Annotated in this window: 21 protein-coding genes; 10 read left to right on the forward strand and 11 right to left on the reverse strand. The window is 60.9% G+C overall.

Going from position 1 to position 25,922, the window contains the following annotated elements; genetic code table 11:
* Window positions 1–4: 4 nt before the first annotated feature.
* Window positions 5–1,195 (forward strand): low temperature requirement protein A, encoded by a 1,191-nt coding sequence (locus tag ACODR6_RS29130; RefSeq protein WP_489025911.1) that lies wholly within the window; start codon window positions 5–7, stop codon window positions 1,193–1,195.
* A gap of 6 nt (window positions 1,196–1,201) precedes the next feature.
* On the opposite strand, the gene ACODR6_RS29135 is transcribed toward ACODR6_RS29130, so the two are convergent.
* Window positions 1,202–1,669 (reverse strand): MarR family winged helix-turn-helix transcriptional regulator, encoded by a 468-nt coding sequence (locus ACODR6_RS29135; RefSeq protein ID WP_130278170.1) that lies wholly within the window; start codon window positions 1,667–1,669, stop codon window positions 1,202–1,204.
* Between the two features lie 45 nt (window positions 1,670–1,714).
* Between ACODR6_RS29135 and ACODR6_RS29140 the strand changes: the two genes are divergently transcribed.
* Window positions 1,715–2,665: an alpha/beta hydrolase gene (locus ACODR6_RS29140; protein ID WP_489025914.1), complete on the forward strand. Its 951-nt coding sequence runs from the start codon at window positions 1,715–1,717 to the stop codon at window positions 2,663–2,665.
* Window positions 2,666–2,714: 49 nt separating this feature from the next.
* On the forward strand, window positions 2,715–3,326 hold the full coding sequence (locus tag ACODR6_RS29145; protein ID WP_203428729.1) for a pyridoxamine 5'-phosphate oxidase family protein: 612 nt from the start codon (window positions 2,715–2,717) through the stop codon (window positions 3,324–3,326).
* A 24-nt stretch (window positions 3,327–3,350) separates the two neighbouring features.
* Here ACODR6_RS29145 and ACODR6_RS29150 read toward each other — a convergent pair whose 3' ends face one another.
* The 4 genes from ACODR6_RS29150 to fumC form a co-directional block, all read right to left on the reverse strand.
* Window positions 3,351–4,418 carry a GGDEF domain-containing protein gene (locus tag ACODR6_RS29150; RefSeq protein WP_130278173.1) on the reverse strand — a complete coding sequence of 356 codons (1,068 nt, stop codon included), beginning with the start codon at window positions 4,416–4,418 and terminating at the stop codon, window positions 3,351–3,353.
* Window positions 4,419–4,759: 341 nt separating this feature from the next.
* Window positions 4,760–6,418: a fumarate hydratase gene (locus tag ACODR6_RS29155; RefSeq protein WP_489025917.1), complete on the reverse strand. Its 1,659-nt coding sequence runs from the start codon at window positions 6,416–6,418 to the stop codon at window positions 4,760–4,762.
* Between the two features lie 98 nt (window positions 6,419–6,516).
* A complete protein-coding gene (locus tag ACODR6_RS29160) occupies window positions 6,517–7,590 on the reverse strand; it encodes a porin (protein ID WP_489025919.1) in 1,074 nt (357 codons plus the stop codon).
* A 513-nt stretch (window positions 7,591–8,103) separates the two neighbouring features.
* A complete protein-coding gene (gene fumC, locus ACODR6_RS29165; RefSeq protein ID WP_489025921.1) occupies window positions 8,104–9,495 on the reverse strand; it encodes a class II fumarate hydratase in 1,392 nt (463 codons plus the stop codon).
* 393 nt (window positions 9,496–9,888) lie between these two features.
* On the opposite strand from fumC, the gene ACODR6_RS29170 reads away from it, so the two are divergent.
* The gene (locus ACODR6_RS29170) at window positions 9,889–11,763 is read left to right on the forward strand and encodes a L,D-transpeptidase family protein (RefSeq protein ID WP_199629510.1); all 1,875 of its coding nucleotides are present in this window, start codon (window positions 9,889–9,891) and stop codon (window positions 11,761–11,763) included.
* A gap of 64 nt (window positions 11,764–11,827) precedes the next feature.
* Here ACODR6_RS29170 and ACODR6_RS29175 read toward each other — a convergent pair whose 3' ends face one another.
* Window positions 11,828–12,535, reverse strand: coding sequence for an HAD family hydrolase (locus ACODR6_RS29175; RefSeq protein WP_489025923.1), 708 nt, complete (start codon window positions 12,533–12,535; stop codon window positions 11,828–11,830).
* A gap of 195 nt (window positions 12,536–12,730) precedes the next feature.
* On the opposite strand from ACODR6_RS29175, the gene rpiA reads away from it, so the two are divergent.
* The 3 genes from rpiA to gor all read left to right on the forward strand — a co-directional run bounded on the left by rpiA (window position 12,731) and on the right by gor (window position 15,585).
* Entirely contained in the window at window positions 12,731–13,429 is a 699-nt protein-coding gene (gene rpiA / locus ACODR6_RS29180; RefSeq protein ID WP_203428734.1) for a ribose-5-phosphate isomerase RpiA, read from the forward strand.
* A 17-nt stretch (window positions 13,430–13,446) separates the two neighbouring features.
* On the forward strand, window positions 13,447–14,082 hold the full coding sequence (locus tag ACODR6_RS29185; protein ID WP_112716605.1) for a DUF2059 domain-containing protein: 636 nt from the start codon (window positions 13,447–13,449) through the stop codon (window positions 14,080–14,082).
* A 117-nt stretch (window positions 14,083–14,199) separates the two neighbouring features.
* Entirely contained in the window at window positions 14,200–15,585 is a 1,386-nt protein-coding gene (gor, locus tag ACODR6_RS29190; RefSeq protein ID WP_199629512.1) for a glutathione-disulfide reductase, read from the forward strand.
* Window positions 15,586–15,588: 3 nt separating this feature from the next.
* Here the strand turns inward: gor and ACODR6_RS29195 are convergent, their stop codons facing one another.
* Window positions 15,589–16,887: a pilus assembly protein TadG-related protein gene (locus ACODR6_RS29195; protein ID WP_489025926.1), complete on the reverse strand. Its 1,299-nt coding sequence runs from the start codon at window positions 16,885–16,887 to the stop codon at window positions 15,589–15,591.
* Window positions 16,888–17,186: 299 nt separating this feature from the next.
* Here ACODR6_RS29195 and ACODR6_RS29200 point away from each other — a divergent pair, with 299 nt between their 5' ends.
* Window positions 17,187–18,560 (forward strand): class II 3-deoxy-7-phosphoheptulonate synthase, encoded by a 1,374-nt coding sequence (locus ACODR6_RS29200; protein ID WP_112716599.1) that lies wholly within the window; start codon window positions 17,187–17,189, stop codon window positions 18,558–18,560.
* 49 nt (window positions 18,561–18,609) lie between these two features.
* On the opposite strand, the gene ACODR6_RS29205 is transcribed toward ACODR6_RS29200, so the two are convergent.
* Together ACODR6_RS29205 and ACODR6_RS29210 are read right to left on the reverse strand one after the other, a co-directional pair.
* Complete coding sequence (locus ACODR6_RS29205) at window positions 18,610–20,337, reverse strand: pilus assembly protein TadG-related protein (protein WP_489025929.1); 1,728 nt, start codon at window positions 20,335–20,337, stop codon at window positions 18,610–18,612.
* Window positions 20,338–20,760 carry a TadE/TadG family type IV pilus assembly protein gene (locus ACODR6_RS29210; protein WP_112716595.1) on the reverse strand — a complete coding sequence of 141 codons (423 nt, stop codon included), beginning with the start codon at window positions 20,758–20,760 and terminating at the stop codon, window positions 20,338–20,340.
* A gap of 302 nt (window positions 20,761–21,062) precedes the next feature.
* Here ACODR6_RS29210 and ACODR6_RS29215 point away from each other — a divergent pair, with 302 nt between their 5' ends.
* Window positions 21,063–21,458, forward strand: a complete 396-nt coding sequence (locus ACODR6_RS29215) for a GFA family protein (protein ID WP_489025931.1) — start codon at window positions 21,063–21,065, stop codon at window positions 21,456–21,458.
* Here the strand turns inward: ACODR6_RS29215 and ACODR6_RS29220 are convergent.
* Together ACODR6_RS29220 and ACODR6_RS29225 are read right to left on the reverse strand one after the other, a co-directional pair.
* Entirely contained in the window at window positions 21,455–21,988 is a 534-nt protein-coding gene (locus ACODR6_RS29220) for a DUF1003 domain-containing protein (RefSeq protein ID WP_130278182.1), read from the reverse strand. The genes ACODR6_RS29215 and ACODR6_RS29220 overlap by 4 nt on opposite strands.
* A gap of 79 nt (window positions 21,989–22,067) precedes the next feature.
* Window positions 22,068–23,957: an LTA synthase family protein gene (locus tag ACODR6_RS29225; RefSeq protein WP_489025934.1), complete on the reverse strand. Its 1,890-nt coding sequence runs from the start codon at window positions 23,955–23,957 to the stop codon at window positions 22,068–22,070.
* Window positions 23,958–24,198: 241 nt separating this feature from the next.
* On the opposite strand from ACODR6_RS29225, the gene ACODR6_RS29230 reads away from it, so the two are divergent.
* Complete coding sequence (locus ACODR6_RS29230) at window positions 24,199–25,881, forward strand: NAD+ synthase (RefSeq protein WP_489025936.1); 1,683 nt, start codon at window positions 24,199–24,201, stop codon at window positions 25,879–25,881.
* Window positions 25,882–25,922: the final 41 nt, after the last annotated feature.

The raw sequence follows: 25,922 nt of genomic DNA on the forward strand, positions 1-25,922 counted from the left end.
ATTGATGGCAGGGACGACAGTGAGAAACTGGCTGCGGGCAAAAGGCAGCCCGGGCAGCAGCAAGGTGACCTTCCTCGAGCTGTTCTTCGACCTTGTCTTCGTCTTCTCGATCTCGCAGCTTTCCCATGCGCTCGCCGCTCACTATTCGCTGCTCGGCGCGGCGGAAGCGGCGCTGATGACCTTTGCCGTCTGGTGGGTGTGGATATTTACCGCCTGGGTGACCAACTGGCTCGATCCTGAAAAGATGCCGGTTCGCGCCATGCTGATCGTACTGATGCTGCTCGGCCTGGTCCTGTCGTCCTCGATCCCTGAAGCCTTCGGCGACAAGGGGCTGCTGTTTGCCGGCGCTTACGTTCTGATGCAGGTAGGCCGGTCGGTCTTCACCGCCTATGCCGTCCGCCATTCGAGCCATTCGAACTATCTCAACTTCACCCGCATCAGTATCTGGCTCGCCGTAGCCGGTGTGTTCTGGATCGCCGGCGGCCTGCTGGAGCATGAGGCGCGGCTGATCGCCTGGGTGATTGCGCTGGCGATCGAATATGCCGGTCCGGCCTCGGGCTTCTTCGTGCCGGGGCTCGGTAAGTCGTCGACCGCCGACTGGGACGTCTCGGGCGCCCATATGGCCGAGCGTTGTGCGCTGTTCATCATCATCTGCCTCGGGGAGGCGGTGCTGGTGTCCGGCCGTACCTTCTCGGAAATGCCGTTCTCGCCGATGACCGGGCTGGTGCTCGTCACCAGCTTCGCGTCGACGGTGGCGATGTGGTGGCTCTATTTCCGCTTCGGCCATGAGCGGGCCGCTCACCGCATCGAGCACGAGGCGAAGCCGGGCAGTATGGCGCGGCAGGCCTTCACCTACGCGCATATCCCGATCCTGGCCGGCATCATCGTCGATGCCGTTGCCGTCGAGTTCATCTTCGCGCATCCGCATGAGGTCGGCGATCTCGGCATTGCCGCTGTCATCCTCGGCGGATCCGGCCTGTTTCTGGCGGGCAATCTCTGGTTCAAGGGCGCCACGAGCGGCAAGGCACCGCTCTCGCATCTCGCAGGCATCGTGCTTCTGATCCTGCTGACCTTCCTGGTGCCGGCTGTGGAGATCTATGTCTTGGGTATCCTGGCGGCGCTGGTTCTCGTCATCGTCGCAGCCTGGGAATACCGGTCGCTCGGTTCGGCGGCACCGGCACCGACGCTGCACTAGCGCCGGTCAGTCCTCGTCCTTCAGGTCATTCTGCAGGAGCGCGATAATGCGCTCCATCGAATCGGCCATCGCCATGCATTGCTCCAGCGGCTCGTCCGTCAGCATGCGGTCGATGAGGCCGGTCTGGATCACCATGGCCTTTTCGGTCAGCACGCGGCCCTCGGCGGTCAGATAGAGCCGCAGCACGCGCTTGTCGCGCTCGTCGCCGCGGCGTTCGATCAGCCCGCGCTTTTCCATCTGCGGCAGCAGCATGCTCATGTTGGAGCGGCCGACCAGCAGCTTGCGCGCCAGATCCTGCTGCGTCAGGCCTTCGAAGCGGTAGAGATTGATCAGGATATCGAGATGCGGCGTCTTGATGTCGAGCTCTGCAAGCGAGCGGCCGAGCGACTGCTGCATCAGCTGACAGGCGCGGGCGACGGCGATCCAGCTGCGAAAACGCGGATGATCCCAGGGTAGGGATTGATTTTTGTTCATCGTTGTACTTTATTGTTCAGTGTTGAACATTATCGGATTCCCACTATGGCAAAGTTTGCGCTTGGCGTCACCCGCCTCGGATTTACCGCGCTGCAGGCACTTTCACCCCGCCTTGCAGGCGAGGCGGCATTCCGCCTTTTCTGCCGGACGCCGCCTCAGCGCCCGCAGGGCGCCAAGGCGAAGGCGGCGCATGCGGCGGGTATGGGCTGGCTGAAGAATGCCGAACGGATCGAACTGCCGATTGCTGGCGGTAAGCGTGCGGCGGCCTTCCGGATCAACGGCGGCGCTCTTGGCAAGCGCAAGCGTTACCTCGTAACCCATGGCTGGGGATCCGGCATGGCCTACATGAGCGATCTGATTGCGCATCTCGCGAAGGATGGGGCCGAGGTGATCGGGCTCGACTTCCCGGGACACGGTCTCTCCAGGGGGCGCTTCCTGCATATGGGGCTCGCCGTCGAGGCGATCGCGGCTGCGCAGGAGCGCTTTGGTGCCTTCGACGCGGCGATCGGCCATTCCTTCGGCGGCGCGGCACTGATGGTCTCGGCAACCGGGATCCTGCCGCATATGCGGCCGATCGAGGTGGAGAAAATCGTCACGATCGGTTCGCCGAGCGAAATGGCGTGGCTCTTCACCGATTTCGGCAGGATGATCGGGCTCGGCAAGGCGGCTCAGGCGGTGCTGGAAGGCAAGGTCGGCAGGATCACCGGGCGGCAGCTTGCGGATTTCGATGTCGCGAAACCGGCGGGACGGTTGAGAGCGCAGGTGCTGACGATCCATGCGGAAGACGACAAGGAAGTTGGAGCGCATCATGCACGGCGCTATCAGGCGGCTGGGGACGCGGTCCGGGTCTTCTGGGCCAACGGTTTCGGCCACCGGCGCATCATCGGCGCCAAGCCGGTGCTTGACGAGATCGAGGCTTTCCTCGGCGATCGACAGGGCGAGGGCGCCGAGATTGTTTCCTTTGTCGAGCTTCCTGTCCGGCGCGCGTCATTGTAGCGTCATGTTAGGCGGCTAATTGCCGTCCGGTAGAGATGGCGGGACGATCATGAAAATCATCAGCACGGTGGAAGAGCTCAGCGAAATCTACGCCGGCGGTCTGTCGCAGGCTTCCGTCGCGAAGGTGACCAAGGCGCTGACACCGCTTTATCGCCAGATGATCGAGGCCTCGCCGTTCATGGCGCTCGCCACCGTCGGCCCCGAAGGGCTCGATTGCTCTCCGCGCGGTGACATCGGCGGCGTTGTCCGGATCATCGACGACAAGACGATCCATCTGCCCGACTGGCGCGGCAACAACCGCGTCGATTCCCTCTTGAATATCGTGCGCGATCCGCGGCTGGCGCTGATGTTCCTGGTGCCGGGATCGAACACGACGATGCGGATCAATGGGCATGGCGTGGTGTCCAACGACGACAGCCTGCTTTCGAGCTTCGAGATGGACGGCAAGCATCCGCGCACCGTCGTCGTCATCACCATCGATGAGGTCTATTTCCAGTGTGCACGGGCGCTGATGCGCTCGCAGCTGTGGAACCCGGAGAATTTCGTCGATCCGGCCAGCCTGCCGACGCCCGGCATGATGTTGAAGGTGGCGACAGAAGATTTCGACCACGAGACATACGACCGCGAATGGGCGGGACGTGCGGCGAAGACGATGTGGTAATGAGCGTCACCAGATGGTGACGCGTCAGGCCTTGTAGATCAGCCAGCTCTTGGTGAAGTCCTTCTGCATGCCATCCTCGTAGACGACGCTGCAGTTGCGGCCGGCATGCTTGGCGCCATAGAGGGCAATGTCGGTCTTGTAATAGAGCTCGCCGGCATCCTCGGCGTGGGACGCCATGCAGACGCCCATCGACACCGTGACCGGGCCATAATTGACCCGCGTGCGGCTATTCTTGAAGGGGGTCGCTTCCAGCGTCCGGCGGATGCGCTCGGACATGGCGACGACCTCTTCCTGGGTATTGCCGTCAATGATCAGCGCGAATTCCTCGCCGCCGGTGCGCGCGACGAAGACATCGCGGCGGACATTGGCGCGGATGACCGATGCAACGGTCGCCAGGATCTTGTCACCAACCGGATGGCCGTAGGTGTCGTTGATCTTCTTGAAATTATCGATGTCAGCAAGCACGAGAGCGGTGACCGGCTTCAGCGCCGCGTTGTCGAAAACGGCGGCGAGGCGGTCGTCGAAGGCGCGGCGGTTGGAAAGGCGGGTCAGCGAGTCGGTGTTGGCGATGCGCTTGTACTCGTCGAGCTCCTTGCGAACCTGGTCCATTTCCTGCGAGCGCTGGGCGACATTCTCGACGGTGCGTTCGCCGTGGGCCATCGTGTCGCCGGTTGCCTGGGTCAAGAGGTTGATGGCGTTTTCGAGGAGGTCGACGCTGGTCGTGTTCTTGGTGTTGATGCGGCGGTAGGTTTCGCCGAGGAGCTTGTTGTAGCTTTCGAGAGAGGTCTGCTCCTGGCGCAGAACCCTCAGCAGGCCCTCGAGTTCGGCGGCGATGCGGGTGTGGACATCATCGAAGACGCGCGCCGGGGAGTGGCAGAAATATTGTGCGCCGAGCTCATCCAGTTCTTCCTGCGTCGCCTGATTGCCGAGCGCTGCGAGGTCGCGGGTGAGGGCGGGATTGGAGCCGATATAGGCTTCGTAGAAGAGTTCGTAATTGCGCGGGATTGGCGCGACGCCCATCGAACGCATGGCAAAAGTGATCTGGCCTGCGACATCCGGGATCTGCGCTTTCTGCGCTGCAGCCGTATTCATCCGGCATACTCCTCAAGGAATTAGAAAAGCAATCTTCTATTGGCTAGCTTAAATTCGTTGGGAAACAATTAAGACGATATATACCAACGATTACATGTGATTATTCTGGTTGTATATTCCGGAAATACTATGGCATTGAAAATGCTGGAAAATCTGAGGAATATTCACACCCATGGGTGTCTTTCGCGTGGCGGCGGTTGAAATTTTCCCGGAAAATCTCTGAAAAAATTTGCATAACCGTGTTCTTATTTCATTGACGGCGGCCATCGAAATGGCCGCGCTTCTGTGAACACGGTTCTGCCTAAAGCGTCAGCGATCAGCAGCCGATGATTGGCATTGTCTTAACCCAGATTGAGTTCCTGGAAGAAGTCGTTGCCCTTGTCGTCGATGACGATGAAGGCGGGGAAGTCTTCGACCTCGATCTTCCAGACGGCTTCCATGCCAAGCTCCGGATATTCGAGCACTTCGACCTTCTTGATGCAATCCTGCGCCAGACGGGCGGCGGGGCCGCCGATCGAGCCGAGATAGAAGCCGTTGTGCTTCTTGCAGGCTTCGCGGACGGCGCGCGAGCGGTTGCCCTTGGCGAGCATCACCATCGAGCCGCCGAAGGACTGGAACTGATCGACGTAGGAGTCCATGCGGCCGGCGGTGGTCGGGCCGAAGGAGCCGGAGGCATAGCCTGCCGGGGTCTTTGCCGGGCCGGCGTAATAGACCGGGTGGTTTTTCATGTAATCCGGCATGCCTTCGCCATTTTCCAGGCGTTCGCGGATCTTCGAATGCGCGAGGTCGCGGGCGACGATGATCGTGCCGGTCAGCGACAGCCGGGTCTTGACCGGGTGCCTGGAAAGCTCGGCGAGGATATCGCTCATCGGCTGGTTCAGGTCGATGCGGACCATCGATTCCGACAGCTTGGATTCGTCGATCTCAGGCATGTATTTCGACGGATCGGTTTCGAGCTGCTCGACGAAGATGCCGTCGCGGGTGATCTTGCCTTTCGCCTGGCGGTCGGCGGAACAGGAGACGCCGAGGCCGATCGGCAGCGAGGCGCCATGGCGGGGCAGGCGGATGACGCGAACGTCGTGGCAGAAATACTTGCCGCCGAACTGGGCGCCGACGCCCATCTGCTGCGTCAGCTTGTGGATTTCCTTTTCCATCTCGATGTCGCGGAAGGCATGGCCGCTTTCGGAGCCTTCGGTCGGCAGGTCGTCGAGATAGCGGGTGGAAGCGAGCTTCACCGTCTTGAGATTCATCTCGGCGGAAGTGCCGCCGATGACGATTGCAAGATGGTAGGGGGGACAGGCTGCCGTACCGAGCGTGAGGATCTTCTCCTTAAGGAAGTCGATCATCCGGTCATGCGTCAGGAGCGACGGCGTGCCCTGGTAAAGGAAGGTCTTGTTGGCCGAGCCGCCACCCTTGGCGACGAACAGGAAGTCGTAGCTATCTGTGCCTTCCTCGTAGATGTCGATCTGGGCCGGGAGATTGTTCTTGGTGTTCTTCTCCTCGAACATCTTGATCGGCGCCAGCTGCGAATAGCGCAGGTTCTTCTTCTCATAGGCATCAAGAACGCCCCTGGAGAGCGCTGTGGTGTCACCGCCTTCGGTCCAGACGCGGCGTCCCTTCTTGCCCATGATGATCGCGGTGCCGGTATCCTGGCACATCGGCAGCACGCCGCCCGCAGCGATATTGGCATTCTTCAGGAGGTCATAGGCGACGAAACGGTCGTTATCGGTCGCCTCAGGGTCATCGAGGATGGAAGCCAGCTGCTTCAGGTGGCCCGGGCGCAGCAGATGGTTGATATCGGCAAAGGCAGTCTCCGCCAGCAGCCGGATGCCCTCCGGCTCGACCGTCAGGATGTCCTGACCCTTGAAGCTGTCGACAGAGACATGGTCGCTGCTGATCTTGCGGTATTGCGTGGTGTCTTTGCCGAGCGGAAAGAGATCGTCAGCCATCGGAGACCTTTCAAATGGGCTAGTTTGGAAGCGATCTAAATCCGGGCGCATGGAAATGCAATGCGCCGTGGGCACCCATCGGTTCGGTCGCGGCAAAAAGCCCGCCCGGCAGAGCCGGACGGGCCTCGATCCGAAGGAGTCAGATCAGATTAGAATGCACGCTGCAGGCGGAAGAAGCCCTGGACGAAGTCCGTGTCTTCAGCTGCATCGTGGTCACGCTTGACGTAGGTTGCGGTGAACTTGGACGAGAGGTTGTCGACGATCTGGTAGTCGAGCGTAACGCCAACACGCAGTTCGTTGCCCGAGTCATATTCGCCATCGACTTGATCGATGTTGTCCGTGTACTGGACGCCAGGCGTGATCGTGAACTTGTCAGTTGCCTTGACAGCGTACTGAGCAGCCACGGACCATTCACCCTTGGTGAAGTAAGCACTCGGGCCGCTGGACCAGATTGCAGCGAGGCCAAGCGTGCCCGGGCCGACGGCAACGCCGAGCTTAGCGCGGACTGCGCCGTCTTCTGCGTCAACGTCATAACCGCCGAGCAACTCGTAGGTGAAGTCGCCGACCTTGCCGCCAACGGCAGCGTCGATACCGATGTCGTTGCCACCATGCTGCCAGGCAGCAAAGTCGCTTACGCCGCCAACTTCTTCAACCGCAATACCGGCGTAGAAGCTGCCTGCTTCATACTGGTAACGGATGGTGTTGAAGCTCGTCGTGCCGGAGTTGGTCACGTCGAACTCGCCCGAGAAGTCGTTATCCCACCAGTTGAGCATCTTACCGACGCGCAGACCTGCGATGTCGATGTAGGCCTGATCGAGCGACATCTCATTCGACGCACCACCGAGGCTGGCGGTATCGATACCCTTCATCGCGTTCGGGCGGAAGTTGTACTGATAGACGATGACGCCGGTAAGCGGGCCGTATTCAGTGTCACTCTTGGAGGTGAACTGAACCTGTGCGCGGGTGCGGACGTTCCAGTCTTCGAGGCCGCCGTTTTCGAAGCCTTCGCCGAAGCCGTAGTTGACGTCGAAACGGACGTAGCCGTTGATCTTCAGGCAGGTTTCGGTGCCCGGGATGTAGAAATAGCCGGTGCCGTAAGCGTCGCAGACGCGAACGTATTCGACGGCTTCCGGTTCAGCGGCGACGACAGCGTCAGCAGCGTGAGCACCGGAAATTGCTGCGAGAGCCGCAGCGGAGCCAAGGAGAAGGCTCTTGATGTTCATGGATAACCTCCAATTCAAAGTTTCGATTGGACCGGGATTTTTTGCCAACGGCATTCCCTCTCCCGGACCTTGTTTTTGAGAAGAAGGTGGCATGCCCCCGACTTCGAGGCGGTGGGTACAGGGCAAACCAAACGTCAAAATTACAAGTTTGTCACAAGGCGTTGTAAAGTATCGATGTTGCGTATTTATCACGCGTTCATATATATAAACGTCAACGTACAGTAATATACTTAACTATAGGTGATATATTATAAGTTTATAATGAATCCTTATGTTGAGTTTGTATTTCGTTATATATTGCTATACTGCGCGAGTATGCGAATCTTAATCTTATTTTTTAAAGTACGCGCGGTTTTATACATACGTCATGGTGTCGCGTTAGACACGCCGCCGGGCAAACCCAAGGCCCGTTTATGCCGGGAAAAACGGCGAAAGGCTCGCGAAGTGACCTCCGCGAGCCTTTCTTGTCTGGGCGTTCGGCCGTGTTGCTGCGTCAGCGAATCGCGCCTGCGCTTATTTCGGGCCGATCATCTGTTCGGGGCGGACGACGGCATCGTATTGCTCGGCGGTGACCAGGCCGCTGGCGAGAGCCTCTTCCTTTAGCGTCGTGCCATTCTTGTGGGCGGTCTTGGCGATCTTGGCGGCGTTGTCGTAGCCGATGGTCGGGGCGAGTGCGGTCACCAGCATCAGCGAGCGTTCCAGTCCGGCCTTGATGTTGTCTTCGCGGGCTTCGATGCCGACGACGCAATTGTCGGTGAAGGAGACCGCGGCGTCACCGAGCAGCTGAACCGACTGCAGGAAATTATAGGCCATCATCGGATTGTAGACGTTGAGCTCGAAATGGCCCTGGCTGTCGGCGAAGGTCAGTGCCGCGTGATTGCCGAAGACGTGGATGCAGACCTGGGTCAGCGCTTCGCACTGGGTAGGATTGACCTTGCCCGGCATGATCGACGAACCCGGTTCGTTTTCCGGCAGCGCCAGTTCGCCGAGACCGGCGCGCGGGCCGGAACCGAGCAGGCGGATGTCGTTGGCGATCTTGAAGAGTGCGGCGGCAGCGGCATTGATGGCGCCATGGCTGAAGACCATGCTGTCATGCGCGGCCAGCGCTTCGAACTTGTTCGGGGCGGTCACGAAGGGCAGGTGGGTGATTCCTGCAATTTCCTCGGCCACCTTTTCGGCGAAGCCAACCGGCGCGTTAAGGCCGGTGCCGACGGCGGTGCCGCCCTGGGCGAGTTCGCAGAGGCCGGGAAGGGTCATCTCGATACGCTTGATCGCCGATCCCACCTGCGCCGCATAACCGGAAAATTCCTGGCCGAGCGTCAGCGGGGTCGCGTCCTGTGTATGGGTACGGCCAATCTTGATGATATGATTGAACTCGACGACCTTCATGTCGAGCGCCGCATGAAGGTGCTTCAGCGAGGGCAGCAGATGGTTGGCGATCTGCTCGGCGCAGGCGATGTGCATTGCCGTTGGATAGGTGTCGTTCGACGACTGACTCATATTGACGTGATCGTTCGGGTGGACGGGCTTCTTCGAGCCCATCTCGCCGCCGAGCATTTCGATTGCCCGGTTGGAGATCACTTCATTGGCATTCATGTTGGATTGCGTGCCCGAACCGGTCTGCCAGACGACGAGCGGGAAGTGGTCGTTGAGCTTGCCGTCGATAACTTCCTGCGCCGCATCGGTGATCGCCTTGCCGATCGCGGGGTCTAGCTGGCCGAGCTCGACATTGACGCGGGCGGCCGCCTGCTTGACGATGCCGAGCGCCCGGACGATCGACAGCGGCTGCTTTTCCCAGCCGATCTTGAAGTTTCCGAGCGAGCGCTGCGCCTGCGCGCCCCAGTAACGGTCGCTCGCCACTTCGATCGGGCCAAAGGTGTCTGTTTCGGTACGGGTCGCGCTCATGGCTGTCGCCTTCCTCTCGCTGACTTAAGGATGCGCGTCTTATATGCCTGCCAACGGCGCAAGAAAACTGGTTGCGGCCCTAAAATATGAAGGTGTTTTTCATGTTTTAGACCCTTCGTGACGTGGCATTTGGGACACGGCCGGAATTTTATACCAAACGGCGGGAAAAACGGCCTTTGGCGCCGGTGCGAAATTGAGTAAAAAATTAACTAATAATTTCATAATTTTGTGTGAACTGCCTGGCGTCGCTGCTTCGGGTTACGTCACGCAAAGTTGAGTCGTCCGGCGCTGGCGGCGCAGGCCGGATTCTGCCAATGAGCAGATAGCCAGGCGGTACGAATTTGAATGGGCTTTGCCCCGCCAAGACAGCATGACACTGGGACTGGAAAAAGCATGACATCGTTTTTCAAGGGTGCGGTCTCCGCACTGGCACTTTCCTGCGGCTTTGCGGCTCTCGCTGCACCCGCGCATGCCTATACGCTGATGGACATGATCCGTGGCGACCGGCAGCGCACCCAGAGCACGATCATCGATCCTTCCAATCCGGCGCAGATGCCGACGATGCAGCCGCCGGTCAACGCGCCGCTGCCGAAGGTGACGGCACCGACCTATTATACCTATAAGCCGGACCCGATGCGTCTGGTGAACACGGCGAAGTTTGCGGATCCGGTCGTAACCGGTGCCGTCGTCGATGCGTCCGCGACGTCGGGCGACCAGTCGGGTGTTCAGCGGCGCTATCTCGCCGATGCCAAGGTTCGCGCTGACGCCAATGTCGCGAAGTCGCTGGAAACCTATTACGGCGATACCAAGAACCCGCTGGTCTGGGTGTCTGGCACCGAAGTCAACGATCGCGCCAAGGCGGCGATGGGCTTCCTGGCAAACGCCGGCACCGTCGGCCTCGACCCCGCCGATTATGCCGTCAATCTTCCGGCTGCCGATCCGGCCAATCCGGACCCGACGGTTCGCGATCACGCGCTGACGCAGTTCGAGCTCGAGCTCTCGTCTAAGGTTCTGGCCTATGTCCAGGACACGGTGCGCGGCCGCATCGATCCCAACAAGCTGTCGGGCTATCACGATTTCAAGCGCAAGGTCGTCAATCTCGATCCGGTGCTGAAGCTTGCCCGGATGAGCCCGGATGTCGGCGCCTATCTCGCCAGCCGCAGCCCGGATGGACGCGAGTTCGACATCCTGAAGAAGGAACTTGCCAAGCTGAAGGCTGAAGGCGGCGATCAGGAGCAGATCACCATCTCGCTCAGCGGTCTGCTGCGCCCGGGCGACAGCTCGCCTGAAGTTGCCAACATCGTCAAGGCCGTCGGCAAGCATGGTTCGGAAGCGCTGAAGACCCAGCATGCGGCGATGCTTGCCGCTTACACCGGCGCTCCCGAATATTCGCCCGACGTCGTGTCGCTGGTCGAAGACTTCCAGAAGGAGCATGGCCTGAAGCCTGACGGCGTCATCGGCCAGGCGACCGTCCGCGTCATGACCGGCGGCGACAGCAATACGGCAAAGATCAACAAGCTCGTCGTGGCCATGGAACAGGCCCGCTGGCTGCCGGAAGATCTCGGCCCGCGCTACGTGATGATCAACCAGCCGGCCTTCATGGTCTACTACCACAACGACAACAAGGAACAGCTGTCGATGCGGGTGGTGGTCGGCCAGCCGTCGCACCAGACGTTCTTCTTCGAAGACCAGATCCAGACGGTCGAGTTCAACCCATTCTGGGGCGTTCCGCAGTCGATCATCATCAACGAGATGCTGCCGAAGCTGCGCGCCGACCCGAACTATCTTGACCGCATGGGCTATGAAGTTGCCGTCAACGGCCGCGCTGTTCCGTCGTCCAGCGTCGACTGGTACGGCTCGACGTCCAACGTTTCCGTGCGCCAGCCACCGAGCGGTGACAACGCCCTCGGCGAACTGAAGATCCTGTTCCCGAATGTCCATGCGATCTACATGCATGACACGCCGCAGCGCAGCTTCTTCAAGCGTGACATGCGCGCGCTCAGCCACGGCTGCGTCCGTCTTGCCGATCCGCGTGCGATGGCGGCCGCCGTGCTGAACACGACGGTCGACGATGTCGCCAAGCAGATCGCCGGCGGCCAGAACAAGGCCGTGTCCGTGCCGCAGCGGATCCCGATCTACATCGCCTACTTCACGGCCTGGCCGAACAAGGACGGCAATGTTGAATATTTCAACGACGTCTATGATCGCGATACCTACACGATGAAGGCCTTCGACATCACCAGCAAAGCGCGTGGCGCTCAGATCTGAGCCGCCAGGTAATTATGAAAAAGGCGGCCGGTGGCCGCCTTTTTTGTTTGCTGTGATCGCCGGCTCAGACAGCCTGTGCAGCCTTGTTGCTTGCCGCGTAATCGCGGATCAACGCGTCGGCGAAATCGGGCGTCAACTCATCGAAATGCTGGATGATCCGGGTGGGCTCCAGGCTTTCGATCGGAACGTCTGAATAACCGAAGGGGACGCCGACCGAGGCGACGGCGGCGTTCTTGGCGACGGCGATATCGTTGAAGCTGTCGCCAACCATGATGCTGCGCTCGGGCGTGCCGCCGGCCTTTTCGATCGTGCCGAGCAGGTGGCGCGCGTCGGGCTTGCGGACCGGGAAGGTATCGCCGCCGGTGATCGCCGCGAAATAATGCGTGAGGCCGAGCGCGTCGATCAGCGTGCGCGCCAGTGATTCCAGCTTGTTGGTGCAGACGGCGAGCGTGAAGCCGTTTGCCTTAAGATTGTCCATGGCGGCGATCAGGCCCGGATAGGGTTTGGTGTGGCCGGGCATGGTCGAGCTGTAATGCGCGATGAAGCGCTGCAGCAGCGGCCCGGACTCGTCTTCGGTCAGCGGATGGCCGTGCCGCTTGCAGGCGCGCTCGATCATCACCTTGGCGCCGTGGCCGACGAGATGGGTGAGGTCGTCATAGCTAACCGGCGCAAGGCCGATCGAGGCAATCGTGTGGTTCAGGCTGTCAATGAGATCGGCATGCGTGTCGAGCAGCGTGCCGTCGAGATCGAATACGACAAGGGCAGGGGTCAAAGTCTATTGCCTCTTCATGAAATGCTGATGGTCCGGAGTAGGGTAAGGAGGCCGGAAAAGCAACGCCAAGACTAGCTTTTGGCGGGTGGGCGCGGATGCTTCCGCTTTTCAGTTTGCTACGGTTATTTTGGCTTTCGTTTGGCAAACGAGCCGTGTAAACAGCACATCCAACGAAACAATCGGAGTAAGCGGCGCATGGATGCCCGCGAAATGAAGATCAAGGCCGCCGAGGTGGCGCTGACCCATGTGGAAAGCGGCATGCGCCTCGGAATCGGTACGGGGAGCACTGCGGAGGAATTCGTCCGGCTGCTGGCGGAAAAGGTCGCCGGCGGCTTCAAGGTCGAAGGCGTTCCGACATCCGAACGCACGGCGCGGCTCTGCGTCGAACTCGGCGTTCCCCTGAAATCGCTCGACGAACTGCCGGAGCTCGATCTGACGATCGATGGCGCCGACGAGGTCGATGGTGCCTTGCGGCTTATCAAGGGCGGCGGCGGTGCGCTGCTGCGCGAAAAGATCGTCGCTGCCGCGTCCGGGCGTATGGTCGTCATTGCCGACGAGAGCAAGCTGGTCGAGACGCTCGGTTGCTTCCCGCTGCCGATCGAAGTCAATCCTTTCGGCCTCGTTTCGACGCGCATGGCGATCGAAAAGGTTGCAAGCAAGCTCGGTCTGACGGGTGGTCTGTCGCTGCGCCGTTCCGGCGACGGCGATTTCATGACGGATGGCGGCCATCACATCATCGATGCATCATTTGGCCGTATTCCTGATGCAGAGGCGCTCTCGAGCGAGCTGAACTCGATACCCGGTGTCGTTGAGCACGGGCTTTTTCTCAATATGGCGGCACTTGCGATCATTGCTGGTCCTTCCGGTGCACGCACGCTGCAGGCGAACAGATAACAGGAGCACTGAAACTCATGAAGAAATTTGCAGGTCTTGGCCGTATCGCCGCTGCGACCGTTATTCTCTCCAGCTTCGCTTTCGGTACCGCCGTCAAGGCTCAGGAAGTTACGGACGAGCAGCTGAAGGCAGCGCGCGCGGCAATCGCTGCGATCGGCGCCACCGCTCAGTTCGACAACATCCTGCCGGGCCTCGCCGAACGCCTGAAGGCCGGTCTGATCCAGGATTCGCCGAACTACGAAGACCAGATCTCGCAGACGGTCGATGCGACGGCGCTTGCTCTGGCGCCGCGCCGCGCCGATCTCGAAAAGGAAGCCGCAACCAACTACGCCAAGGCCTTCACGGTTGAAGAGCTGAAGGCAATTGCCGATTTCTACAGCTCCGACGTCGGCAAGAAGCTGCTCAAGGACGGCCCGATCGCTTCGCGCGAAACCAACCGCGCCGCAGACATCTGGGCACAGGGCATTGCCCGCGATCTGCAGAAAAATGCCAGCGACGAGCTGAGCAAGGTCATCAAGGTCGAGCCGGTCCAGCTCGATACGCCGGCTGCAGCACCGGCCGATGCCCCGGCCGCCCAGGCGCCTGCAAAGGCTCCGGCCAAGGCTCCTGCAAAGGCTCCGGCACCGGCCCTGAACCTGCAGACCCCGCAATAAGCATCTTCACAATCCGCATGATGAAAGCCCGGCTCGCGCCGGGCTTTTGTTTTGGCGGCGACCGATACTATATGCAGGGTCATTGTCCCTCCCGATTCCCAAACGGAGCATTCCCCCATGTCCTCATATGATTACGACCTCTTCGTCATTGGTGGCGGTTCGGGAGGCGTAAGAGGCGCGCGCGTCGCCGCCTCGCTCGGCAAGAAGGTGGCGATCGCCGAGGAATATCGCTACGGCGGCACCTGCGTCATCCGCGGCTGCGTGCCGAAGAAGCTGTTCGTCTATGCCTCGCAGTATCATGAGCATTTCGAGGATGCGGCCGGTTTTGGCTGGACCGTCGGCGAGAGCAGCTTCGACTGGAAGAAGCTGATCGCCGCCAAGGATGTCGAGATCGCCCGGCTTGAGGGCCTCTACAAGAAGGGGCTCTCGAATGCGAACGCCGAGATCCTCGAAACGCGCGCCGAACTGATCGATCGCCACACGGTGCGCCTGGTCAAGACCGGGCAGACGGTGACGGCGAAGACGATCGTGATTGCGACCGGTGGCCGCCCGAATGAACACAAGGCGCTTCCCGGGTACGAACTCTGCATCTCCTCCAACGAGGCCTTCCATCTCGACGAGCTGCCGAAGTCGATCGTCATTGCCGGCGGCGGCTATATCGCCGTCGAATTCGCCAATGTCTTCCATGGCCTCGGCGTCGAGACGACGCTGATCTATCGCGGCGCTGAAATCCTGTCGCGCTTCGACCACGATCTGCGCCGCGGCCTGCATGAGGCGATGGTGGCGAAGGGGATCCGCATTCTCTGCCATGACGTGATCGAGAAGGTCTCGAAGGGCGCCGATGGCCTTGTCGTCGAGACGAAGAATAACGGTACGCTGAATGCCGGCGTGGTGATGCTGGCGCTCGGCCGCGATCCGAATACCGAAGGCCTCGGCCTCGAGGCGGCCGGCGTGAAGACCGATGCGCGGGGCGCTGTTGTCGTCGACGAATATTCGCGCACCAGCGTCGACAACATCTACGCGCTCGGCGATGTCACTGACCGGGTACAGCTGACGCCGGTGGCGATCCACGAGGCGATGTGCTTCATCGAAACCGAATACAAGAACAACCCGACCAAGCCGGATCACGAGACGATCGCGACCGCCGTCTTCTCGCAGCCGGAGATCGGCACTGTCGGCCTGACGGAAGAGGCGGCGGCCAAGGCCTACAAGGAAATCGAGGTCTACCGCGCGCAGTTCCGGCCGCTGAAGGCGACGCTGTCAGGCCGCGGCGAGAAGATGCTGATGAAGCTGATCGTCGATGCGGCGAGCCGCAAGGTGATCGGTGCGCATATCCTCGGTCACGACGCCGGCGAAATGGCGCAGATCCTCGGTATCACGCTGAAGGCCGGATGCACCAAGGACGATTTCGACCGCACCATGGCGGTCCATCCGACTGCGGCGGAAGAACTCGTCACCATGTATGCGCCGAGCTACCGCATCGTCGACGGCCAGAAGGTCTGACGGTCAGCTGGTGATCCGCGGCATGCGGATCACCTTCAGGAAAAGCGCGTTCATCGCCTGGGCGATACCATCGGTTGGCGTCACCTCGAAATAGAGGCCGGGCGAGGCGCATTCTGCCATCTTGGTCGGGATCTGGCTCTGGAAAGGCTTGATCCAGCTGTTGTACCAGCTGTTGTTCGGCAGCGGCAGGTATGTGGTGTAGAGCACGGCGATCTTGATGCCCTTGTCCTTCAGTGGCTTGCAGAAGGAGGTGTCAATCGGCTCCTGGCAGCGGCCGCCCGTCGTCGCCTTGGTACAGGTGCTTGGCTTGTAGCTGTCACCGACGCCATCGGAAACGAAGAACAGGATCTTCTGCGGCTGGGTCTGCGTGTTGCCATCGCCCTGATCGCCGATGATCGTCTTCATCTGCGTCAGCGCATTGTCGAAGCTGGTCTGCTGGTCGTTGTTGTAGCCCTGGTAGGGGATCGACATCAGGTCGACCGCATTGGTGTAGTTCGCCACCTTGTCGAGATCGGTGATCGGGCTGGAGATCGTCGTCAGGTTGGCGTCCTGGGCGCGCTGGCCGAACGTATAGACACCCATGGAAAACTGATTGTCGCTGACGCGCTGGGTCTTGGCGGTCTGGGTGAGCTGCTGCGTTGCCTGGCGCACGACGTCGATGCGCAGCGTCACATTGTTCTTCTTGGCGAGATTGTAATAGCTGTTGGGGTCCTCGACGCCGGCATCGGAGACGACATGGCAGGCGAAGGCGCAGGTATCGGGCGTCTTCTTTTCCATTGTCGCGACGTCGGTCGGCGTGGCGCCGACGCCCATCGAGGGGGTGTTGTCGAGCAGGATGTAGAAATTCATGAAGGCGGCGGTCTGGAAGACCGCATTCGCCGTGCCGCTGATGTCGATGGTGTTGCGGCCGAAGATCTGCATGAAGGTCGTCGGGACTGAGGCGCTGAAGGTCACCTGCGAGTTCAGCTGGTTGGAGACCTTGTTGACCTGGATGTCGATATTGACATTGCTGGCCGTCAGTTCGCCCTGCATCTGCGACATGAAGATGCTGCGGGCATCCGTCTGGCCGACTGTGAGCGCGCCGTCGCCGCTCATGGTCATCGCCTGGGTCACGGCATTGGATTTCTGTGAGATAGCGCCGACGGCGGCGGCGTCTGCAGCGGCGTAGAGCTGCGTGCGCAGGCTCATCGCGTGGCCGTAGTCGATCGCCATGCCGGCCGAGCCAATCAGCGGCACCATGAGCAGCGCCGTCAACATCCCGAAATTGCCAGAGCGATCAGCGAGCAAACGGCGGGTAAACATGGGGCGCAGCATCCCTCTAGGCGCGTCGAGGGCCGGCACCGCGCCGGTCCCCTGGATATCGAGGGGTGTTGTAACAGTGAAAGCTAAATCAGCCGCAAAATGATGTGGTATAGTTTGTCTTAACGGCCGGGATTGAAGAGTGGCTGCGGCATTCCTTTATATGCTGCAAAACGTCGTTCTTTGCGCCTGAAACTGTCTGAAACGCCGCTAGGCAAGTCGGACCTAAAGGTTTATAAGCCGCCGTTATTCTCTAGGGACAAAGACGCCGGATGGTGTCCGGCGCAATAAAGGTGAGTAAGATGGCACAGACTTGGACCCCGAGCAGTTGGCGGCAAAAACCGATCCAGCAGGTTCCGGAATATCCGGACGCAGCCGCGTTGGCGGCAACGGAAGCCCAGCTTGCCACCTATCCGCCGCTGGTTTTTGCCGGTGAGGCCCGCCGCCTCAAGAAGCAGCTCGCAAGCGTTGCCAATGGCGATGCATTCCTGTTGCAGGGCGGCGATTGCGCCGAGAGCTTCGCCGAACACGGCGCCGACAACATCCGCGACTTCTTCCGCGCCTTCCTGCAGATGGCCGTCGTGCTGACCTATGGCGCGCAGCTGCCTGTCGTTAAGGTCGGCCGTATCGCCGGTCAGTTCGCCAAGCCGCGTTCGTCGAACATCGAAACGATGAACGGCGTGTCGCTGCCGAGCTACCGCGGTGACGTCATCAACGGCATCGAATTCACCGAGGAAGCCCGCATTCCGAACCCCGAACGCCAGCTCGACGCCTACCGCCAGTCGGCGGCGACGCTGAACCTGCTGCGCGCCTTCGCGATGGGCGGCTACGCCAATCTCGAAAACGTTCACCAGTGGATGCTCGGCTTCATCAAGGACAGCCCGCAGGCAGACCGCTACCGCAAGCTCGCCGACCGCATTTCCGAAACCATGGACTTCATGAAGGCCATCGGTATCACCGCGGAAAACCAGCCGAGCCTGCGCGAAACGGACTTCTTCACCAGCCACGAAGCGCTGCTGCTTGGCTATGAAGAAGCGCTGACCCGCGTCGACTCCACCTCGGGCGACTGGTACGCGACCTCCGGCCACATGATCTGGATCGGCGACCGCACGCGTCAGCTCGACCATGCGCATGTCGAGTATTTTCGCGGCATCAAGAACCCGATCGGCCTGAAGTGCGGTCCGTCGCTGACGCCTGACAACCTGATCGAGCTGATCGATGCGCTGAACCCGGCCAACGAAGCCGGCCGTCTGACGCTGATCTGCCGTTTCGGCCACGACAAGGTTGCCGACAACCTGCCGAAGCTGATCCGCGCCGTCGAGAAGGAAGGCCGCAAGGTTGTCTGGTCCTGCGACCCGATGCACGGCAACACGATCACGCTCAACCACTACAAGACGCGTCCGTTCGAGCGGATCCTGTCGGAAGTCGAAAGCTTCTTCCAGATCCACCGCGCCGAAGGCACGCATCCAGGCGGGATCCATATCGAGATGACCGGCAAGGACGTCACCGAATGCACCGGCGGCGCCCGCGCCGTGACGGCTGACTCGCTGTCCGACCGCTACCACACGCATTGCGACCCGCGTCTCAATGCCGATCAGGCTCTCGAGCTGGCATTCCTGCTGGCCGAGCGCATGAAGGGTGGCCGCGACGAGAAGCGCATGGCCGCCAGCGCCTGATCCGGCGATATCGTGAATGATGAAAAGCCCGGCTTCGCGCCGGGCTTTTTTATTGCACCAGCACCGATTGCTGGCAGCGGGCGTCGGTGACGCGGATATCGGCTTCGCCGATCTTGATGCCGAGCATCGACAGCGTGTTGTAGAGCAGCTCATCTAAGGGCTTGGTCAGCCCGGTCAGCGTCTGCGATACCGCTGCGGTCACCGCCTTCGGCGTGCCGAGCGTCAGGGTCAGCAGCTGGACGTCGACTTCGGTATTGCCGAGCAGGCTCTGGACCGTCGAGGTCAGCGTGTCCTTGGTCGAGATGTTCTTGATCGCCTTGGCGGCGATATCGGAGGGCTGGAAGGTCAGTTTGCTCTTGTCGAGATTGCTGACGTTGACGTCGGCGATGGCGCTTGCCTTCAGGAGGCCGAGGATATCGAGAAGCGTTGCCTTGTTGACGCGCGGCTTGCTGCCGAAATTGGCGAAGGCGCTGGTATCGACATCGCCGAGCGCGATCTCGGCAACGCCGGGAACGGCCTCGACGCCGACATTGACGTTCTTCGCCCCGCCGCCGAGACACGAGATGCTCGAGAGCCTGGCTTCCGCATAGGCGACCTCGACATAGAGCGGGACGCGCAGTTTCATGCCGCCGATGATGCCGATACCGGGGACGCTGGTTTCGATCGCCAGGCGAATCTGCGGGGTGCGCACGGCCGATCCCGATGTGCCGACCGCATTTGCGGCATAGCCGACGGGCTTTTCGCCGACCGCAAGCGTCAGCTTGACGTTCAGCAGGCCGGGAATGGCGCTGTTGACGTTGGCGGCGACCTGCTTTTTCTGATTGGCCGCGAGTGCCGTTGCGGAGAGGAGCTCCATGACTGTTGCATCGACCTGCAGGTTCGATCCGCTGCCGATTGCCCGCTCGCCGGTACTGCCGAGATTGAGGATATCCTCGAGCTTCACCTTGATCTGCGACGTCCCGAGTGTCTTTTCCAGCGAGCTCAGCGTCTTGTCGACAGTAGCAGGCAGGCCCGGCGTCTTGCCGAGCGTGTTCAGCAGGCGCGGATAGGAGATGTCGGTGGCCAGGAGCTCGTCATAGGTGGCGGCGCTGGCATTGATGTTGGTTGCCAACAGATCGAGGAAGGAGAGCAGGTTGATATCTGTCGATGCGAGGCTCTCGTAGTCGACGGCCTTCAGGCTAATGCTCGTTCCGAGCAGGGCGCCGAGCAACGCATTGAGAACGCCGTCGTTGATGCTGGCAAGGCGCGAGCCGACGGAAAAGGCGGCGACCTTGGCCGCCGATGCGGTGCCGGCGGCGCTGAGGGTCGGGGCGCTGGCGAAGATATTGGCGAAGGCGAGCTCGCCCTTCTGCGACACTGCAACTTTGACGGCATCGTATGGCTGCTTGCCGGCGACGAAGCGCTGATCGGGTGCAATGGCGAGATCGGCGACGTAGGCGCCGGGCGCATAGCTCACAACAGCCTGGAATTGTGACAGGTCGGCGCCCTTCGGAAGCGTTCCTTTGCCGGTCAGGTAGCCGTTCTCGATAGTGACGGCGGCGTCGATGCCGTTGTGCTTGAAATTGGCGAGAAGCTGTTCCGGCGCATGGTTTATGTCGGAGGCCGCGGCAATGGCGCCGATGTCGCTCAATTGCTGCAGGCGGCGCTGCTGCAGCGTCAGCATGCCGTAGTCGATGCCCATGCCGAGGGAGTAGACGATCAGAGGCGCGCAAATGGCAGCGCTGATGGCGATGTTGCCGCGGGTGTCGCGGCAAAAGCGCAGGGCATTGAACGGCATTCAGATGCCTCCCATCCGGATGGTCGCGAAGCGCCGAATCATGTGTTCAGGGAGAGGAAAAGTGTAGAGATTCCAGATTGGTAGATTGTTGGCATCATATTCCGTCGTCACCGTGAACTGGTTGACGTTGCTGGGATCGGTGGTGACGGTGATGTGGATCTTGTCTTTCTGGAGCAGGGGGTGATTGAGCGTCGACGAGGTGATGAAATTATCGACCAGCGTTTCGCGCTCCTTCGCCGACAGGCCGGCGACAGCGGTGCGGGCCGCGTCTGCGGTGATCTGCTGAACGGAATGGGCGGCTGTCAGATAGATTGCGTAGGCGATGAGCGTCAGGATGACGAGGAGGAAAATGGGCGCGACAATCGCAAATTCGATGGCGGCGGCGCCTCTTTCATTCGACCGGAAACGGTTGAACACGATCATGTTGGACCTCATGTCAGCTCGGTTGAGCTTCGTCTTATATAAGGCCGCATCTCTTAATTTTAGATTAGCTAATGAACGTGATGCGTGTGTTTGAGCTTTGCGAGCCTGCCCCATTTCGGGAAACTCGCGACCGGCGGTCAATATTCACCTGCAACTTTTGCTGGTTTGTGCGCGACGCTGTCCCGGCGTGGGGCGGGGGGCAAGTCATCAATAATGCTGACCTTTTCCATCAAGAGATTGGATTTGACCGGGCGCGCGGCTGCAGCCAATTTCCCCTGCAGATGACGGCGGAGGATCGGACGATGGAGAGGGAATATACGGGAGGCTGCGCCTGCGGTGCCGTCCGGTTTCGGAGCAGGAACAAGCCCGGGCCGGTGGTCGCCTGCCATTGCTCGCAGTGCCGGCGCCAGACTGGCCTCTACTTCACCTCAGCCGATGTGCCGCTCGACGGGCTGGTGATCGATGGCCGCGAAACCCTGCACTGGTACCAGTCGAGCGAGGCGGCAGAGCGCGGCTTCTGCCGCAACTGCGGCTCAGCGCTGTTCTGGCAGCGGATCGGCTCCGATGCCGTGTCGATCCTCGCCGGCGCCTTCGACAAGCCGAGCGATCTTGCCATCGGCTATCACATCTATTGCGCCGACAAGGGTGATTTCTACGAGATCAACGACGGCCTGCCGCAATATCCGGGCGCTGGCTAGATCTTCTTGGCTTCCAGGGCGGCGCTGAGGCGGGCGACATCCTCGCGTAGCGCCGTCAGTTCGGTCAGTACCCGCATGTCGATCTTCTGGTGCAGCGACAGGACCTCAAGCTCCGACTTCAGATTGACCTCATAGTCCTTGGCGGCCTCGAAGCGGTCGCGCTCGGCCTGGCGGTTCTGCGACATCATGATGATCGGCGCCTGGATGGCAGCCAGCATCGAGAGGATCAGGTTGAGGAAGACAAAGGGGTAGGGGTCAAAGGCGCCGGTGGCGAGGATGATGGTGTTGACGACCGTCCAGATGGCCAGGAAGGCGAGGAAGGCGATGATGAAGGACCAGGAGCCGCCGACGCGCGCAATGCCATCGGCAACCCGCTGGCCGAAGGAGGATTCCGCCGAGAGTGCAGCGTTGACGTCGGTCGAGATGATCCTGCGCTCGTGAGCCTTCGCGAGGACGCGCTTCTCGATATCGCCGAGTTCGTCGGCGCTCTTGCCGAAATGCGTGTGGATGAAATTGGGAAGATTATACATGCCTGGCTCCGAAGCGTTACGCGTCGGAGCCAGTATTCCCGCCGACCGGCGGAATGCAATGCAAATTAAAGTCTTAGGCTCAGTAGCTGGCTTCGTTGACCATCACGTGCTGCGGGAAGAAGCGGTCGAGCGTCTGCGCCTTGCCGAACATCACGTCATGCTGGAGATAGCGGTAGTCGCGCACCAGCGGGTCGAGCTTCTTGGGGTCGAGAACCCAATCCGGCGTGACTTCGTTCTTGCGCGTCGCCAGTTGGTAGCGGTCGATGATGTCGTATTTCTTCTGAACGCGGCCGAGGAAGCCGGTGTAATAGGGATGCTCGAAGCCGGCGAATTTCAGCAGGTTATAGGAGATCAGCGACGGGCTGATGGTGCCGACATCCTGCTTCACGCCCTTCTTGCTCGACCAGATGACCAGCGGTGTCTCGTGCTGCTGCTTCATGACGTCGAGCGGCGCCTTGCGGGTGGCCACCTGGTCCGGCATGTAGCCGGCACTCATATAGACATTGCCGAGCGGCGGCAGGTGGTCGCCCCAGAGCACGATGATCGTCTCGCGGTCGCGGTGCGAAGCCCAGTCCATCAGCATCTTCAGGCTGTCGTCGGCTTCCTTGACGCCCTGTGTATAGGTGGCGAGCGTGGCGCGGTCGGCTTCCGGGATGTTGCCCTGGATGTCGATCGAGTTATGCGCGTAGCGATTGGCCTCGTAGGGACCATGTCCCTGAAGGGTGACAGCGAAGAAGAAGAAGGGTTTGTCGAGGCCATCGCCCTCGCGCATGATTTCCTTCATCAGCGAGTCATCGGAGGCGAAGATGCCGCGCTTTTCCATCGGCGGGAGGGTTTCCTCGGTGCGGAATTCTTCGAAGCCGAAATCCTTGTAGACCTCGTTGCGGTTCCAGAACCAGCCGCTGAAGGGATGCAGCGCGCGTGCCGCATAGCCTTCGCCACGGAAGAAGGTGGCGAGCGAGGGAATATCGCGGCGGATATACTGCTGATAGGGAATGCTGCCATAGGGCAGGAAGGCATTCGAGAAGCCAGTCAGCGCCTCGAACTCGACATTCGCGGTCATGCCGCCGAATTCCGGCGAGAAGACGTAGCCGGATTGCGCGGCACGGATCGTCGGCATCGGGTCGGCGCTGAAATTCAGGTTCTTCAGCCGCGTCGGATCCCAGAAGGATTCGCTCATCAGCATGATGACATCAGGCTTTTCGCGCGGGCCGGCGAGATAGCCGTAATTGCGGGCGGGGATCGCATCCAGCGCTTCGGTATTCAGCCCGGCCGGAGCCGCGACATCGGCCATCGGCACGTTGAAGATGAAGGCCAGGATGAAGCCGTTGCTGCGGTAGTTCTCCTTCTGATCCCACATCATCGGCACGACCTGCAGGCGGTCGCGGATATAGGAATATTGCGAATAATCCATCAGCGAGCCGAAGGCGGCGATAACGGGCAGGCCGAGGCAAAGGCGGCGCAGGCGCGCCTGGCCCGAGAGCTTCGGGAAGGTGCGCCAGGCATAGCGCCAGCCGAAGACGATGCCGGCACCGAGAAGCGCGATACCGATGACCAGGGCGACCGCCGTGAAGGGCCGGTCGCGGACCATCACCGGCAGAAGTTCCATGATCTGCCGGGCAAACAGGATATCCGACGGATAGAACGGGTCGGAGAGATAGTGCTGCTTCTGGTTCGAGACGAAAGCCGGGATCAGCACCAGTGGCACGACGATCAGCGCGGACTGGTGGCGGCGGCCGAAGGCCGCGTCGAGCGTCAGCATCAGGATGCTCAGCATAGCCACGGTGGTCATGCCGGGGCGGGCCGTCGAGGTCAGGAAATCGCCGACATCGGCAAGCGTGCTGCGGGCGATCCATTCGACGGCGATGACGCTCAGCAGCGCGATAGACAAGGTCAGCGCGACGCTGAGGACACCGCGGGCAGCCGGAGAGCGGACATTGGAGCCGAGACCAGTGGAAAGCAGCGCCATTCTTCTGGCCTGCGCGGACTTCATGACCGATGCGATCAAGGCGGACTCCAATGTCATTCCCGCCGATTTCGCGGCGTCATAAAAACTTCATCGAACTGTCACATGCCCGCCATGAACGCTAGATGAACCATTAATGTTTCCTTGCTTTTCCCTGGGATTTGAATTTTCCGCGTATCAGACACTGCCGCTTTTCATGGCGGAGCACGTTGCGGGGCGAGGACGCGCGCGCTAAATAAATGACATGACACAGGAAAACGCTCCCTTGAACACGCTCCGTATCGCCGTCGCGCAGCTGAACCCTACCGTGGGCGATGTTGCAGGAAATCTTGCGAAAGCCCGCGAGGCACGCGCCGATGCCGCTCGCCAGGGTGCGGACCTTCTGCTTTTGACGGAGCTCTTCATTTCCGGCTATCCGCCCGAAGATCTGGTGCTGAAACCGGCCTTCGTGAAGGCCTGCCAGAAGGCGGTCGACGATCTCGCTGCCGATACGGCCGATGGCGGCCCGGGCGTCATCGTCGGCTTCCCCCGCCAGGGCGAAACCGGGCGGCACAATTCGGTTGCGGTCATCGATGGCGGCAAGATCCTGGTGCTACGCGACAAGATCGACTTGCCGAATTACGGCGAGTTCGACGAGAAGCGCGTCTTCGACGAAGGCTCGATGCCGGGGCCGGTGAATTTCCGTGGCGTCAGGATCGGCGTGCCGATCTGCGAGGAGATCTGGAACGATCTCGGCGTCTGCGAGACACTGGCCGAAAGCGGCGCTGAAATCCTGCTGGTGCCGAACGGCTCGCCCTATTATCGCGGCAAGGTGGACGTGCGCCACCAGGTGGCGCTGCGCCAGGTCATCGAGACCGGCCTGCCGCTGATCTTCGCAAACCAGCTCGGCGGCCAGGACGAACTGGTCTTCGATGGCGCCAGCTTCGCCTTTAACGGCGACAAGTCGCTAGCCTTCCAGATGAGCCAGTTCGAGCCGGCGCTTGCGGTCACGACCTGGAAGCGCGGCGAGAACGGCTGGCGCTGCAGCGAAGGGCCGATGTCGCATGTTTCGGAGAAGGAAGAGGCCGACTACCGCGCCTGCCTGCTCGGCTTCCGCGACTACGTCAACAAGAACGGCTTCAAGAATGTGGTGCTCGGCCTTTCGGGCGGTATCGACTCGGCGATCTGCGCGGCGATTGCCGTCGATGCGCTCGGCGAGGAGCGGGTGCGCACCGTCATGCTGCCCTACCGCTACACATCGGAGGATTCGCTGAAGGACGCCGCCGATTGCGCCAGGGCGCTCGGCTGCCGCTACGATATCGTGCCCATCGAGGAGCCGGTGAAGGGCTTCACTTCGGCGCTGTCGGACCTCTTCGAAGGCACCGATAGCGGCATCACCGAGGAAAACCTGCAGAGTCGCGCCCGCGGCGTCATCCTGATGGCGATCTCCAACAAGTTCGGCTCGATGGTGGTGACGACGGGCAACAAGTCGGAAATGTCGGTCGGTTACGCCACGCTCTACGGCGACATGAACGGCGGCTTCAATCCGATCAAGGACCTCTACAAGATGCAGGTCTATGCGATCTCGCGCTGGCGCAACGAACATGTGCCGCCGGATGCGCTGGGGCCATCTGGCGTCGTCATTCCGCAGAATATCATCGACAAGGCACCGTCAGCCGAGCTTCGCCCGGACCAGAAGGACCAGGATTCGCTGCCGCCTTATACTGTTCTCGACGACATTCTCGAATGCCTCGTCGAGAAGGAAATGGGCGTCGACGAGATTGTCGCGCGCGGCCATGACGTGGCGACCGTCCACCGCGTCGAGCATCTGCTCTATCTCGCCGAATACAAGCGCCGCCAGTCGGCGCCCGGCGTGAAGATCACCAAGAAGAATTTCGGCCGTGATCGCCGCTACCCGATTACCAACCGGTTTAGGGATCGCAGTTAGCGATCGTTAACCCGATCAACCGAAAGCTGCTGACTTCCGCA

The organism is Rhizobium sp. FG96 (assembly GCF_057808655.1).

Coding starts and splice junctions, on each gene's coding strand:
- ACODR6_RS29145 (WP_203428729.1), top strand. CDS start 2,715: ATGAAAATCATCAGCACGGTGGAAGAGCTCAGCGAAATCTACGCCGGC.
- ACODR6_RS29195 (WP_489025926.1), bottom strand. CDS start 16,887: ATGTTTACCCGCCGTTTGCTCGCTGATCGCTCTGGCAATTTCGGGATG.
- ACODR6_RS29205 (WP_489025929.1), bottom strand. CDS start 20,337: ATGCCGTTCAATGCCCTGCGCTTTTGCCGCGACACCCGCGGCAACATC.
- ACODR6_RS29200 (WP_112716599.1), top strand. CDS start 17,187: ATGGCACAGACTTGGACCCCGAGCAGTTGGCGGCAAAAACCGATCCAG.
- ACODR6_RS29135 (WP_130278170.1), bottom strand. CDS start 1,669: ATGAACAAAAATCAATCCCTACCCTGGGATCATCCGCGTTTTCGCAGC.
- rpiA (WP_203428734.1), top strand. CDS start 12,731: ATGGATGCCCGCGAAATGAAGATCAAGGCCGCCGAGGTGGCGCTGACC.
- ACODR6_RS29160 (WP_489025919.1), bottom strand. CDS start 7,590: ATGAACATCAAGAGCCTTCTCCTTGGCTCCGCTGCGGCTCTCGCAGCA.
- ACODR6_RS29210 (WP_112716595.1), bottom strand. CDS start 20,760: ATGATCGTGTTCAACCGTTTCCGGTCGAATGAAAGAGGCGCCGCCGCC.
- ACODR6_RS29215 (WP_489025931.1), top strand. CDS start 21,063: ATGGAGAGGGAATATACGGGAGGCTGCGCCTGCGGTGCCGTCCGGTTT.
- ACODR6_RS29225 (WP_489025934.1), bottom strand. CDS start 23,957: ATGGCGCTGCTTTCCACTGGTCTCGGCTCCAATGTCCGCTCTCCGGCT.
- ACODR6_RS29150 (WP_130278173.1), bottom strand. CDS start 4,418: ATGAATACGGCTGCAGCGCAGAAAGCGCAGATCCCGGATGTCGCAGGC.
- ACODR6_RS29170 (WP_199629510.1), top strand. CDS start 9,889: ATGACATCGTTTTTCAAGGGTGCGGTCTCCGCACTGGCACTTTCCTGC.
- ACODR6_RS29130 (WP_489025911.1), top strand. CDS start 5: ATGGCAGGGACGACAGTGAGAAACTGGCTGCGGGCAAAAGGCAGCCCG.
- gor (WP_199629512.1), top strand. CDS start 14,200: ATGTCCTCATATGATTACGACCTCTTCGTCATTGGTGGCGGTTCGGGA.
- ACODR6_RS29155 (WP_489025917.1), bottom strand. CDS start 6,418: ATGCGCCCGGATTTAGATCGCTTCCAAACTAGCCCATTTGAAAGGTCT.
- fumC (WP_489025921.1), bottom strand. CDS start 9,495: ATGAGCGCGACCCGTACCGAAACAGACACCTTTGGCCCGATCGAAGTG.
- ACODR6_RS29220 (WP_130278182.1), bottom strand. CDS start 21,988: ATGTATAATCTTCCCAATTTCATCCACACGCATTTCGGCAAGAGCGCC.
- ACODR6_RS29140 (WP_489025914.1), top strand. CDS start 1,715: ATGGCAAAGTTTGCGCTTGGCGTCACCCGCCTCGGATTTACCGCGCTG.
- ACODR6_RS29185 (WP_112716605.1), top strand. CDS start 13,447: ATGAAGAAATTTGCAGGTCTTGGCCGTATCGCCGCTGCGACCGTTATT.
- ACODR6_RS29230 (WP_489025936.1), top strand. CDS start 24,199: ATGACACAGGAAAACGCTCCCTTGAACACGCTCCGTATCGCCGTCGCG.